Below are 12,961 nucleotides of genomic sequence, written 5' to 3' on the forward strand. Positions count from 1 at the left end.
CCCCGGCGATCCGAACCAAGCCCGCAGATGCGGCATTGTCGCCATTCCTCCGTTGCAGGGTTTGACCGCCTCCTGAATTGCGCCATCTTGAGAGAAACCGACCGCCATTTACCCAAAAACATCGGCGGAAAATCGCAAGGACCGCGCCCCGTGCTGCTTGAAATCTCAAACGTTGCCAAAACCTACCCCAAGGCGAAACAGCCCGTCTTTTCCGATATTTCCCTTACGCTCGCCAAGGGAGAAACCCTGGCGCTGACCGGTGAAAGCGGATCGGGCAAGAGCACGCTCCTGCATCTTGCCGGGGCGCTGGACCAATTCGACAGCGGAGAGATCACGCTGGCCGGGGAACCCTACTCGCAGCTCGATGACAAGGGACGCGCCGCGCTTCGCCGGACCCGTGTGGCGATGGTGTTCCAGCAGTTCAACCTGATCCCCTCGATGACCGTGGCCCAGAATCTCGCCTTTCACGCCCGGCTCGGCGACCGATTTGACGCCGCGTGGCTAGGCGAACTGACCAACCGTCTTGGGCTTGAGCCACAGGTGGACAAGTTCCCCGAACATCTCTCGGGCGGCCAGCAGCAGCGCGTCGCTATCGGTCGCGCCCTCGCCTCTCGCCCCGATCTTTTGCTGGCGGATGAACCCACCGGCAATCTGGATGAGGCCACCGGCGACGCGGTGCTGGCGCTGATGCTTGATCTGGTCCGGGCCAGCGGCACCGCCCTGTTCATGGTGACCCATTCGCCGCGCATTGCCGCACAAATGGACCGCCAATTGCATCTGAGCGCTGGCCGCCTGCAATGAACCGCACTGCCTTCCTTGCCCTCTGGTCGCACTGGCGGCGCCAACCGCTGCAACTGCTGGTTCTGGTGCTTGGTCTGTCGCTGGCGACCGGGCTCTGGTCGGCGGTGCAGGCGATCAACGGACAGGCGCGGGCCAGCTACGCCAGCGCCGCGGCCCAGCTTGCGGGCAACCAGCTTGATCGGCTGACATCACCTTCGGGCCGTATCCCTCTGGAAACCTACGCAGAACTGCGCCGTGCGGGCTGGCAGCTTTCGCCTGTCCTGACCGGACGCCTGCGCCTTGGCGACGCCAGGCTGCGTCTGATCGGGGTCGATGTTCTGAGCTACCCGGTGATCCCATCTACCGGCGGCGGGGAAATTGCCCCGGATGAAATCCTGACCCCGCCGGGACGGCTGCTCGCCTCGGCTGAGACCCGCGACGACCTCCCCGAGGATGCCGATCTGCCGCCACTGGTCCTCGCCCCCAATCTCCCACCCGGCACCGCCTTTACCGATATCGCCACCGCCGCGCGCCTTCTGAATCGTCCCAGTGAACTTTCCTACCTGCTGATCCTGCCCGATCAGCCGATGGGCCTGCCTTCCTTGCAAGAGATCGCGCCGGACCTGACCCGCCAGCCACCCAGCAATCAGGCGGATGCGGCGCAGCTTACCGACAGTTTCCACCTGAATCTCACGGCCTTTGGCTTGCTGTCCTTTGCGGTCGGGCTGTTCATCGTAAACGGCACCGTAGGTCTTGCCTTTGAGCAACGCCGCCCGCTGATGCGCACCCTGCGCGCACTCGGCCTGCCGCGGCGCAACCTCACGGCGCTGGTGATGGGGGAACTCCTTGCCCTTGCGCTGGTCGCCGGAACGCTTGGTCTGGTCTTGGGCTACCTGATCGCAGCGGCGCTTTTGCCGGATGTGGCCGCAACCCTGCGGGGTCTCTATGGCGCACCGGTGGCAGGCGGCCTCACTCTGCGCCCGCTCTGGGTTGCCAGCGGCCTTGGCATGGCTTTGCTCGGCACCGCCATTGCAGGTGCCCAAGGGGTTTGGCGGCTCACCCACATGCCGCTCTTGGCCAGCGCGGGTCTTGTCGGCTGGGCGGACGCCGCGCAGAAAAGCGCGCGGATCATGGCGCTTTGCGGCGTAGCCCTCATCGTCGCCGGCGTGCTTGCGGCCTTCCTTTTGCCCGGTCTGATCGGCGGTTTTGCACTGCTTGCCGGTCTCCTCATGGGGGCCGCGCTGACTCTGCCGATCCTTCTGCACACTGCGCTTGCCCTGCTGTCGCGCACAAGCCGCGCCCCCGCAAGCGTCTGGATCTGGGCCGACCTGCGCGCCCAGCTTCCGGGCCTGTCCCTCGCGCTTATGGCGCTCTTACTGGCGCTGGCCACCAATATCGGCGTCGGCACGATGGTCTCGAGCTTCCGGCTCACCTTTACCGGCTGGCTCGACCAGCGGCTGATGTCCGAACTCTACCTCACCGCGCGGGACGACGCTCAAGGCGCGGCTATCGCTGAATGGCTCGCCCCGCGCGCCGATGCCGTCCTGCCGATCCGCGCCGCCGAGATCACGCTCGCCGGTCAACCCGCCCAGCTCTACGGGGTGGCTGATCACGCCACCTACCGCGATCACTGGCCGCTGGTCGCACAAACACCCGACCTCTGGGACCGCCTTGCGCGCGGCGAGACGGTTATCATCAACGAACAGCTCGCCCGCAGCGCCGATATCTGGCCCGGCGACACCATCGACCTCGGCAACTGGCAGATCGAGGTCGGCGGCGTCTATTCCGATTACGGCAACCCAGCGCCCGAGGCCATCGCCGGTCTCGCCCCCCTGCTAAACCGCTACCCGGATATCGAAAACCGACGTTTCGGCATCCGCATTGCCCCCGACAAGGCCGATGCCCTCGCCCAAGAGCTGCGGGCGACCTTCGATCTGCCCGACGGCGCGATCACCGATCAGGCGGCGGTCAAGTCGCTCTCGCTGGATATCTTCGAGAAAACCTTTGTCGTGACCGCCGCGCTCAACGTGCTGACACTGGGCGTCGCCAGTTTCGCTATTCTTACCAGCCTGCTGACGCTCTGGAACAAGCGTCTGCCGCATCTCGCCCCGGTCTGGGCGCTGGGAATGACGCGCGCGCGTCTTGCCCGGCTCGAAGTGTTGCGCAGCGTCGCGCTGGCCGGGTTGACAGCACTCCTTGCCCTGCCGCTCGGGCTGATCCTCGCCTGGGTTCTGCTGGCCGTGATCAACGTTCAGGCTTTTGGCTGGCGCCTGCCCATGCATCTCTTTCCGCTCGACTGGCTCTGGCTCTTCCTTCTCGCTCTCCTGGCCGGGGCCGCCGCTGCCGCCATTCCCGCGCGCCGGTTGCACCGTCTGCCGCCTGCCGCCCTGCTCCGGATCTTTGCCGATGAACGCTAGAACCTCTGCCCTGCTGCTCTGCCTCCTGCCCCTTGGCCTTGGCGCCCAAGGCCTCGACACTGTCGGCAGCGCCGAAAAGGGCTTTGCCGGTCTTGGCGCGGATGCCGAAGGGTTTTCCCTGCCGCAGCCCGGCATCGCCCTCGACTTTCCCGCCGATCACGGGGCCCACCCCGCGTTCCGTATCGAATGGTGGTACCTGACCGCGACGCTCCAAGACACGGAAGGCACCGAATACGGCGTACAATGGACGCTGTTCCGCTCGGCCCTGCGCCCGGAAAGTGGTGAGGGTTGGGATACGCCGCAGATTTGGATGGGCCATGCCGCCCTCACCAGTGAAAACAGCCACCATGTCGCCGAACGGCTTGCCCGCGGCGGCATCGGTCAGGCGGGTGTCACCGCCGCCCCCTTCAGCGCCCATATCGATGACTGGCAGATGACCGCCACCTCACCCGAGGGGATCGACGATCTCAACCTCACCGCGCGCGGCAGCGATTTTGCCTATGACCTGATGCTCAGCGCTGACACGCCGCTGGTTCTGCATGGGGAGGACGGATATTCTGTCAAATCGCGCGAAGGCACCGCCAGCTACTACTATTCCCAGCCGTCCTACGCAGTTAGCGGCACTCTCACCACACCGGATGGCCCCGTCAAAGTCACCGGGAACGGCTGGCTCGACCGGGAATGGTCGTCCCAGCCGCTTTCGGCGGGACAGAGCGGCTGGGACTGGCTCTCGCTCTCCTTTGACAGCGGCGCGCGGATGATGGGATTCCGCCTTCGGGACGAGGCAGGCGATTTCACCTCTGCCACATGGATCGCCCCAGATGGCTCGGCGCAGCCCATCCCCGACGGGGCGCTGACGCTGACGCCTCAGACCAGCACGGACATTGACGGACGGCAGGTGCCAACCACATGGCGTGTCGAACTCCCCGAACGCGACCTTGACGTCACCATCGACGCCCTGAACCCGCGGGCATGGATGACCACCCGTTTCGCCTATTGGGAAGGCCCGGTCAGCATCGCGGGAAGCCATCAGGGACGCGGCTATCTCGAAATGACCGGGTATTGACCAGCGGCATAAACTATGACGTGACGCCACGTCACAACCAGCCATTAACTGCGCGACCGCTGCCAGCGCCGTTCACGTTAACCATTTGTTAACGCGTCTGTGCCGACAATTGGGCTTATTCCCTCCTGTGAAAGCAGCAATGTATGCTCGACGAAAACGTCACACTGGGGTGCCCGATTAAACTGGCTCATGTTTTGGCCAGACAGGTCGCCGTGGATGACTTCTCCGGCATTACGCGGCTGGCTGAAAGCTACGGTGTGCCTCCACCATTCCTGTCGTGGAACGTCGACCCAAGGTCCGCCGACCTGCGGGTTGAGCGCAATTTCTGGGAAATAACCCAAGGGTTTGCCCAGGCCGACGGCTCTGTCCGGCGCGATCTCCTGACCATGGATCGCTACGGGTCGATGAACGAATGGCTGATGCTGCTCGACAAGAATGACGGCACCCCCGGATACCGCTACTCGCAATTCGGCCCGGCGGTGGAAACATGGTGCGTTCCCGCCACCTCGGCCGAACAGAACACGCTCGATTTCGACGGTTTCCTCGGCATCTTCCTTACTGCCACCTACGAAGCCATCGCCATGCGCAACGCGCCGTTGCTGTCGATCCACCAGAGTTTTGAGCAGGCGTTTGTTTCAAAGAACCGCCGCATCATCATCCCGCTGGTCGACCGGCATGGTGAAAACGACGGTTTCATCGCGCTGAATACGCCGACGAACCTGCTCCAGCCGGGGCTCGAAGTGCTGCCCGTGCCGGTTCTCGTGGTCGATGGCGACATGACAGTCTGCTTTGCCAACAAGGAAGCGCGCAAGTCGCTGGACGGCGGGCGCTACGGGCCATGGGACCGGAGCCTGTTCCAATATGCGGGCGTCGACCTCACGATTGAATCCTCGCCCGAGGAAATTCTGATTTCGGGCGTGCCCCATGCCGGCACCTGCCGCCATCTGGCGCATCGCCAGATCGGCTCTTTCAAGGCAACCGTCACCGCCGCCCGGCATTTCGAACATGTGTTCTACATCATCATGCTGACCCGCGATTAAGGCAAAGCGCCCCGCGTACCCGAACGAGCAAAGACCACCACTCACCGGACTCAGCTTTTCGACAGCTCCGCGAGGATCGCCTCGGTATCGGCCCCGCGACCCGGCGCGGCAGGGGGAGACCACTCTTTCTGCCCCGAAAATCGCGGCGCAGGCGCGGCCTGAAGCACGCCCTCGCGTTCGACCCATGTTTTGCGCGCCTTGTTCAATGCATGGTGCTGCGCCTCCTGCGGCGTAAGCACAGGCGCGACGCAGGCATCCGATCCGGCAAACAGCACCTCCCATTCTTCGCGTGTGCGGCTCGCGAAAATACTCTCCATTTGCGAAGTCAGGTAAGGCCACAAATCCTTGTCATACTGGCGGGCAAAATCCTGATCCTTTTCCAGGCCGAGTTTCGTCAGCATGATCTGGTAGAACTTCGGCTCCAGCGCCTGCACCGACATGAACTTGTCGTCCTTGGTCCGGTAGCTGCGCGACCAATGCGGCCCGTCCAGCAGGCTTTTGCCACGTTCCGGCACGAACTGACCGTGCTGCGCCAGCGACATCAGCAGGTTCATCATATTGGCGGCCCCGTCGTAGATCGCCGCGTCGACAACCGTTCCCTTTCCGGTCGAGCGCGCATTCAGCAGCCCCGCCAGCAGCCCGACAACAAGGTACATCGCCCCGCCCCCGATATCACCCACAAGCGTTGGGGTCGTCACCGGCGGCTGCCCCGGCAGCGACGCATGCCACAAGGCTCCGGCAAGCGAGATATAGTTGAGATCATGCCCGGCCACCTGCGCCAGCGGGCCCTCCTGCCCCCAGCCCGTCATGCGCCCGTAGACCAGGCCTGGATTGACCGCGTGGCAATCCTTCGGCCCCAGCCGCAGCCGTTCCATCACCCCGGCACGGAATCCTTCGATCAGCCCGTCGGCACTTGCCACCAGCTTGAGAAAGATCTCCCGGTCGCTTTCCGCCTTGAGGTCCAGCACGATCGACCGCTTGCCCCGGTCCACGATCGCCTGATCCGCGGCCCCCGGCGACTGCGCGCCGTCGGGGCGATGCACCTTGATGACCTCGGCTCCCATGTCGGCCAGCATCATCCCCGCAAAGGGCCCCGGGCCGATGCCTTCGACCTCGACAATCCGTATTCCGCTCAGCATGCCTGTCCTCCCTGCGCCTCTCCTCAAAGGAACCTTGCAGGGAAATCAAAGCGGTGCAAATGCTATCGTGGCATCCCTGACACCGCGGTCAGTTCAGGCCAAGTATCGCGCGGGTCGTCTGCCAGTCTGCCACGGGGCGTTCATATTTCTCGCAAAGCGCTGCGGCACGTTCGACCAGCGCCGCGTTCGACGGGGCAAGCGTATCGCGATCCAGCCGCACGTTGTCCTCCATGCCGGTACGCGCATGCCCGCCCGAGGATATCGCCCACTCGTTCAGCACGATCTGGTTCGGCCCGATCCCTGCCGCACACCAAGCCACGTCCTCGCCGAACAGGCGATGTACGGTTTTGATATAATAATCAAAGACTTCCCGATCCGCAGGCATGGCGTTTTTCACCCCCATCACGAACTGGACGTAAGGCGTATCCTTGATCTGGCCCTTGCGATGCATCTCGGCCGCCTTGAGGATATGCGACAAGTCGAACGCCTCGACCTCGGGCTTGATGCCATAGGTGATCATCTCGCTCGCCAGCCAGTCCACCAGATCAGGCGGATTCTCATAGACCCGCGTCGGGAAATTGTTCGACCCAACCGAAAGCGACGCCATGTCGGGTGCCAGCGGCAGCATCCCGCCCCGCGTCCTGCCCGCACCCGACCGTCCCCCGGTCGAGAACTGGATCACCATGCCGGGACAGTGCTTTTCCAGCCCTTCCTTGAGCCGTGCGAATTTCTCCGGGTCGGAACTCGGCGTCTGATCCTCGTTGCGCACATGCGCATGGCAGATCGTCGCCCCGGCCTCGAACGCGGCCTGCGTGCTTTCGACCTGCTCCTCGACACTGATCGGCACGGCCGGATTGTTTTCTTTCGTGGGCAGCGAACCCGTGATGGCGACACAAATGATGCAAGGTTTTGTCATGCGCCCTGTTTATCGCGGAAGATCTGCATATGTCAGCACAAATTCACCCGCGCCCACTTTCACCCCGCCGCCCGAGTTGATAGCCAGAAATCAAACCGATGCCGCCCCGGCAAAGACAACAGACAGGACTACATGTGAGCGATCTCGACCTTTCCCACCGCACCGCGCTGCCCGACGCGCTTCGCGTCCTGCTGGCGGAATACCCCCGCGAAGCATGGGAGGCCGATCCGAATTTCTCGGCCCTGATCCGATTCTGGCTGGACCGGCACCAGATGTTCCGCGCGCTGATCGAACAGATGTACAAGGACGTGCAAGAGGCGCTCGACGGCAGTATGGAGCCGGGTTTCTACGCGCAAAAGCTCGCCCGGTTCGGCGGCGGTTTCGTGAATGAACTGCACGGCCATCACCAGATCGAGGACATGCACTATTTTCCCGTCCTTGAAAAACAGGATACAAGGATCTCTTCCGGTTTCGGCATTCTCGACAAGGATCACCACCAGATCGACGCGCTTCTGCACGGCTTCGCCGATGCGGCCAACCAGTTGCTCGGTGATCCCGGCACAGGCAGCGCCTTTCGCGACAAGAGCGGCGCGATCAAGACGGAACTCGACCGCATGGCGCCGATGCTCGACCGTCACCTTGTGGACGAAGAGGAACTCGTCGTACCGGTACTGCTGAAATTCAAACCCGCAGGCCTCAGCTAGAGCGACAGCGCTGAAAAAGGCCACCCCCTGTCCGGCCCTTCCAATTCCGAACAGAGGGCGACCGACGGCCCGGGATATTCCCACATCACCCCGACCGTGTCTTCCGGAACATTCGACTTCGTGAGTGACGTCCCGGATGTGACCTATTTGATGCCAAGCTTTTTCTTGATCTTCGAAAGCAGATTGGCGGGCTTTTCCTTGACGCTCTTTGTGTCCCACATGGCGCGCTCCCGCTCTTGCGATGTTTGAATGATCTTGTTTGCCTTGGTGGTTTCAGACAGGCACAGCGCCCGGATCGCGTTGTCTATCGCCTTGATATCCTTGGTGCCAACTTCCTTGGCGATCCGCTTGGCTTCCTTGTTGGTCAGAAGCAGAGCGTGCATTTTGAGAAATTCCGGCGACTTAAAGAAGTTAAGGTTATGGTTGATCTCGAGATCCTGGATGATGTGATCTTCGATGTCGGCCAAAAGCGGTTGCCAGGATTTCAACTTCCAGTCGCCCGCTTCCGCCAGGTCATTGGCGTCCTGAAACATTTTCGAGGTCAGATTCAAACCCTTGCGGGCGTTGGATTTGATATAGACCTTGTAGATTTTCTTGACGTCGAACTTGCCCTGCAGAAAGTTGACCTCATCCGAATTGAACACGCTGGTCAGGTGTTTCTTGTAAAGCGGCCCGATCTTGCGGTCCTTCAGCAGCGCCAAGGGATTGTCGGGATAGGTAATGGTTCCGATCTTGGGCATCGTTTTTGTCTTTCCTTTATGCGTCCGGCGGCACGCGGGGCCGCGCTATCGGGCTTTGATGGATCGTCGCGAACTGCGTCACGACAGGTTCTGTGACTGGGTCGAACGGCGCGGCGAAACGGTTCAAAAAAATTCGAATTTTTTGGGTAGCTCCGCATCGGAACGATCAGGGCTGCAAACACAACCATGACCCAAAGAATGCCTCAGCTTTTGCGGGTGACCCGGGCAAAGACGATGTGACGGTTCTGGCCAAAGACCACCTCGGCCTGCGCATCCTGCCCCTTGAGCGATGCATCGGCCAGCGCGCGCATCTGCGCTTCGGTCCGCATCAGCGACTGCCAGTTCATGAAGGTCTCCATGTACCCGTCCGGAATGACCTTGGTGCTGAAATTGCCAAAGACACAGCTGCTGACCGGCTTCACCCGCGCCAGTATCTGCCGCGTCAGCAGAGTCGCCGCCTCATCCGGTAGGTAGTCATAGACACCGGCCGAAAGGACCGGCATGTGAACGGCTCTCGCAAAAGACAGTCGCCCAGCGAATGGCGCTGTGCTTCGGGCAGCAACTCGCGCCACGTCACCGGGTCGCAGTCACTGCGGAATTCGTGCAGGCGCGTCACCAGCCCATGAACGATGGCATTTGCCGGTTCATCCTGATTGGCGAACCGCAACCGCGCCCATTCAAGTATCAGCAACAGCTTCAGCCGGGATTCTTCAAATGTCTTGGTTTCTTTGTCTTTGTGTCGCTGTTCAGGCCGTGCGTTCTGATCTTTGGCGTCACCGGAAACTTCAGAAAATTCAAAAGGCATCGGGTTATTCCATACTAAAGATGTCGATGTCTGCGAGCTAAGCAGCGTCCCTTGGCTTTCCCGTTATAGTCCCCGTGTGAAGGTTCGACTTCTTGGCGAGCCCTGCGTTGTTTTTCTCGTAGAAGGCAGAGCCAATCCGATGAAAGCTTTTGTTCCCGGCCTCGCGAAACGTCGGAAATAGATCAGGTCGACCCGGCCTCGGTCAGCTCGCGCTGCAACCGTTGTTCCTCGACCGTGCCGGGCTGGCTGAACCGGGCCAGCAACAGGTAGGCCACCGGCGTCAGGAACAGGGTCGACACCGTCGCCAGCCCCAGCCCGCCAACGACGACCCACCCCAGCGCCTCGCGCGCCTCGGCCCCCGCGCCCGACGACAGGATCAGCGGCACGCCCCCCAACACTGTAGATGTCATCGTCATCATTACCGGGCGCAGGCGGATCGTCGAGGCATCATAGATCGCATCGAACAGCTCGGCCCCGTCGTCGCGCAGCTGGTTGGCGAATTCCACGATCAGGATCCCGTTTTTGGCCATGATCCCGATCAGCATTACCAGCCCGATCTGCGAATAGACGTTCAGGCTCAGCCCTGCGAAGATCAGCGCGAATATCGCGCAAGCCAGCCCCAGCGGCACCGTCGCCATCACCACGATAGCAGAGATAAAGCTCTCAAACTGCGCCGACAGCACCAGCAGCACCACCGCAATGGCAAAGCCAAAGGTCAGCAGCAGCCCCGAGGAGGTTTCCTCAAGCGCCGCCGCCTCGCCAAGCGGCACGATGCGGTTGACCGGCGACATCAGCCCGGATGCAAGCTCCTCGACCTCGGTCATCGCCTGCCCAAGAGACAGCTCGGGCGTGAGCGAGGCCGAAATCTCCACCGACCGGTTCTTGCTTTCGCGGTTCAGCTCCGGCGCCACGGCCCGTTCTTCCAGCGATACGAAACTCGCCATAGGCACCATCTGCCCGTCCGCCGCCTGCACAAAGACATTCTCAAGATCGCCCGGATCGTTGATCGGATCCGAGGTCGATAGCATCTGCACCTCGTAACTCGTGTCCCCAAGGAAGACATCCGCCACCGCGCTGCCGTCCAGCATCGCCCGCAGCGCCGCGCCCAGACCGCTGATGTCGATCCCAAGATCCGAGGCCAGCCCCCGGTCGATCTCCACAAACAACTGCGGCTGGGTGGTTTCATAGCCAAGCTGCACACGGCCAAAACGCGGATCGTCGCGCAGGCTCTGCACCATGCTTTCGCCGATCTCGGAAAGCTGGGCGTAATCCGTGCCCGTCAGCGCAAATGTCAGCCCGCGTCCGGCACCGCGAATGCCCAGCGAGTTCGGCTGGATCACAAAGACACGCACCCCGACAATTTCCGAGATGGCATCGTCTATGTCGTCGGCAATCTCCTGCTGGGGCCGCGTGCGTTCGTCCCATTTCGCAAGGGTCGCCACCATGAAACCCTGATTGTCCGCGCCATAGCCGGTGATGGCAAAGACATTGGTGATCTCGCCGGACTGGCGCAGCGGCTCGACCGAATCCTCGATCTCGCGCATTTTCGATGTGGTATATTCCAGCGACACGCCCACCGGCGTGCGTACCGACATCAGGACCACGGCGCGGTCCTCGCGCGGGGTCAGTTCCTGATTGATGCTGCCGAACATAAAAATCGCCGTAACCGCGAACAGCGCCGCGATCACCACCACCACCATCGGCGCGGCCAGCGCGGCACGCAAGAGCCGCCCGTAAAGCGCCGCCAGACGATTGCCAAGCCAGACCATCGGCCCGCGCCCTTCGCCGTCTGAACTCCGGGTCAGCAACCGGCTTGCCATCATCGGCGCCAGCGTCAGCGCCACGACCGAGGACAGCATCACCGCCATCGCCAGCGTAAAGCCGAATTCGCGGAACAGCCCGCCCGCCTGCCCAGGCAGGAAAGACAGCGGGATAAACACCGCCGCCAGCGTCGCCGTCGTCGTCACCACCGCAAAGAACACCTGCCGCGTACCGATCACCGCTGCCGCACGCGGTCCGGTTCCGGCACTTCGGTGACGCACGATATTTTCAAGCACCACGATGGCGTCATCCACCACCATCCCCGTCGCCAGCACCAGCGCCAGCAGCGTCAGCACGTTGACCGAGAACCCGACAAGGTAGAGCGCGGCGACCGTCCCGATCAAAGCCACCGGCAGGGTCACGGTCGGGATCAGCGTCGCGCGAAAATCCCGCAGAAACAGGAAGATCACCGCGACGACGATCACCACCGCCAGCCCAAGTGTCTTGATCACCTCGTCAATCGCGCCCTGAATGAATATCGCGTCATCCGAGGTCACGAAGATATCGACATCATCGGGCAGCGTCTCGTTCAGAGCCGCCACCCGCGCCCGCACCGCCTCGGAAATTTCGAGCGTGTTCGACGTCGCCTGCCGGATCACCCCGATACCGATGCCGGACTGGCCATTCGCGCGCATGATCGTCTGGTTTGGCGCCGGTCCCAGCGTCACGCGGGCAATATCGCCGATCGTGACATCATTTCCGATCTCCAGCGCCTCGAAAGCCTCGGGCGTGATGACCGTTGCGGTGGTGCGCACGTTGATCGACTGGCTGTCGCCCTTGAGATCGCCCGCCGGCACGTCGAGCGCCACATCCGACAGGGTACGGCGTAGATCGGCCAGCGTCACGCCCCGGCTCGCCAGTTCAAGCTGGTCGATATCGACGCGGAAAATCGCATCCGTATCGCCATAGATCTGAAGATCCGCCACCCCCGGCAGCGAGATCAGCTCATCCTCGATGCGGTCTGTCACGATCAGCGTCAGATCCTGCGGCGCGCGGCTGTTCGAGGTGACCGCGATCCGCATCACCGGCTGGCCGTTGGCGTCTGCCTTGACGATCTGCGGATCGTCCGCATTGTCGGGCAGGTCGTTCACGATCCGCCCGATGGCATCCCGAACATCGGTCGCCGCCACGTCCAGATCCACGTCATCGGCGAATTCCAGCGTTACCCGGCTGCGCCCATAGCGCGAATTCGATGAAATCGAGCGCACGCCCGAAACCCGGCCCACCGCGCCTTCGATCCGACCCGTCAGTTCCTGATCGACGGTTTCCGGCGAGGCGCCCGAGAACATGGTGGTCACGGTAATGACGGGGCGGTCAACGTCTGGCAGTTCCCGAATCTCAGCGGCAAACAAGCCCGCCAGACCGGCGATCACGATCAGCGCGTTCAGAACAAAGGCAAGGATCGGACGGCGCACGAAAATCGCGATGCCACCCGGTTTTGCCGCCTCGGACACCGCTTGCTCTGCAAGGCTCGTCTGGTCCTTTTCCGGTTCCTTGTCGGCACCCGGTATCTGGTCTCCCCCCGCGCTCATG

General features: G+C 62.4%; 10 protein-coding genes. 5 read left to right on the forward strand and 5 right to left on the reverse strand.

Going from position 1 to position 12,961, the window contains the following annotated elements:
• Positions 1 to 150: 150 nt before the first annotated feature.
• The 4 genes from MF268_RS00535 to MF268_RS00550 all read left to right on the forward strand — a co-directional run bounded on the left by MF268_RS00535 (position 151) and on the right by MF268_RS00550 (position 5,303).
• Positions 151 to 801, forward strand: coding sequence for an ABC transporter ATP-binding protein (locus tag MF268_RS00535; RefSeq protein WP_238368963.1), 651 nt, complete (start codon positions 151 to 153; stop codon positions 799 to 801).
• Complete coding sequence (locus tag MF268_RS00540) at positions 798 to 3,197, forward strand: ABC transporter permease (protein WP_238368964.1); 2,400 nt, start codon at positions 798 to 800, stop codon at positions 3,195 to 3,197. Before MF268_RS00535 ends, MF268_RS00540 begins: the two co-directional genes overlap by 4 nt.
• A complete protein-coding gene (locus MF268_RS00545; protein ID WP_238368965.1) occupies positions 3,187 to 4,263 on the forward strand; it encodes a lipocalin-like domain-containing protein in 1,077 nt (358 codons plus the stop codon). The genes MF268_RS00540 and MF268_RS00545 overlap by 11 nt, the downstream gene beginning before the upstream one ends.
• A gap of 143 nt (positions 4,264 to 4,406) precedes the next feature.
• A complete protein-coding gene (locus MF268_RS00550; RefSeq protein ID WP_238368966.1) occupies positions 4,407 to 5,303 on the forward strand; it encodes a hypothetical protein in 897 nt (298 codons plus the stop codon).
• 50 nt (positions 5,304 to 5,353) lie between these two features.
• On the opposite strand, the gene MF268_RS00555 is transcribed toward MF268_RS00550, so the two are convergent.
• The gene (locus MF268_RS00555; protein WP_238368967.1) at positions 5,354 to 6,442 is read right to left on the reverse strand and encodes a CaiB/BaiF CoA transferase family protein; all 1,089 of its coding nucleotides are present in this window, start codon (positions 6,440 to 6,442) and stop codon (positions 5,354 to 5,356) included.
• Positions 6,443 to 6,530: 88 nt separating this feature from the next.
• Positions 6,531 to 7,358 carry a 3-oxoadipate:acetyl-CoA acetyltransferase gene (locus MF268_RS00560; protein WP_238368968.1) on the reverse strand — a complete coding sequence of 276 codons (828 nt, stop codon included), beginning with the start codon at positions 7,356 to 7,358 and terminating at the stop codon, positions 6,531 to 6,533.
• Positions 7,359 to 7,492: 134 nt separating this feature from the next.
• Here MF268_RS00560 and MF268_RS00565 point away from each other — a divergent pair, with 134 nt between their 5' ends.
• Positions 7,493 to 8,062, forward strand: a complete 570-nt coding sequence (locus tag MF268_RS00565; RefSeq protein ID WP_238368969.1) for a hemerythrin domain-containing protein — start codon at positions 7,493 to 7,495, stop codon at positions 8,060 to 8,062.
• A 143-nt stretch (positions 8,063 to 8,205) separates the two neighbouring features.
• On the opposite strand, the gene MF268_RS00570 is transcribed toward MF268_RS00565, so the two are convergent.
• The 3 genes from MF268_RS00570 to MF268_RS00580 form a co-directional block, all read right to left on the reverse strand.
• Positions 8,206 to 8,802 carry a hypothetical protein gene (locus tag MF268_RS00570; protein ID WP_238368970.1) on the reverse strand — a complete coding sequence of 199 codons (597 nt, stop codon included), beginning with the start codon at positions 8,800 to 8,802 and terminating at the stop codon, positions 8,206 to 8,208.
• Between the two features lie 203 nt (positions 8,803 to 9,005).
• The gene (locus tag MF268_RS00575) at positions 9,006 to 9,305 is read right to left on the reverse strand and encodes a hypothetical protein (protein WP_238368971.1); all 300 of its coding nucleotides are present in this window, start codon (positions 9,303 to 9,305) and stop codon (positions 9,006 to 9,008) included.
• Positions 9,306 to 9,789: 484 nt separating this feature from the next.
• Complete coding sequence (locus tag MF268_RS00580; RefSeq protein ID WP_238368972.1) at positions 9,790 to 12,960, reverse strand: efflux RND transporter permease subunit; 3,171 nt, start codon at positions 12,958 to 12,960, stop codon at positions 9,790 to 9,792.
• Position 12,961: the final 1 nt, after the last annotated feature.

Source organism: Heliomarina baculiformis (assembly GCF_019966545.1).
GTDB classification, from domain to species: domain Bacteria; phylum Pseudomonadota; class Alphaproteobacteria; order Rhodobacterales; family Rhodobacteraceae; genus Heliomarina; species Heliomarina baculiformis.

Coding starts and splice junctions, on each gene's coding strand:
- MF268_RS00545 (WP_238368965.1), top strand. CDS start 3,187: ATGAACGCTAGAACCTCTGCCCTGCTGCTCTGCCTCCTGCCCCTTGGC.
- MF268_RS00560 (WP_238368968.1), bottom strand. CDS start 7,358: ATGACAAAACCTTGCATCATTTGTGTCGCCATCACGGGTTCGCTGCCC.
- MF268_RS00580 (WP_238368972.1), bottom strand. CDS start 12,960: ATGAGCGCGGGGGGAGACCAGATACCGGGTGCCGACAAGGAACCGGAA.
- MF268_RS00575 (WP_238368971.1), bottom strand. CDS start 9,305: ATGCCGGTCCTTTCGGCCGGTGTCTATGACTACCTACCGGATGAGGCG.
- MF268_RS00550 (WP_238368966.1), top strand. CDS start 4,407: ATGCTCGACGAAAACGTCACACTGGGGTGCCCGATTAAACTGGCTCAT.
- MF268_RS00570 (WP_238368970.1), bottom strand. CDS start 8,802: ATGCCCAAGATCGGAACCATTACCTATCCCGACAATCCCTTGGCGCTG.
- MF268_RS00540 (WP_238368964.1), top strand. CDS start 798: ATGAACCGCACTGCCTTCCTTGCCCTCTGGTCGCACTGGCGGCGCCAA.
- MF268_RS00555 (WP_238368967.1), bottom strand. CDS start 6,442: ATGCTGAGCGGAATACGGATTGTCGAGGTCGAAGGCATCGGCCCGGGG.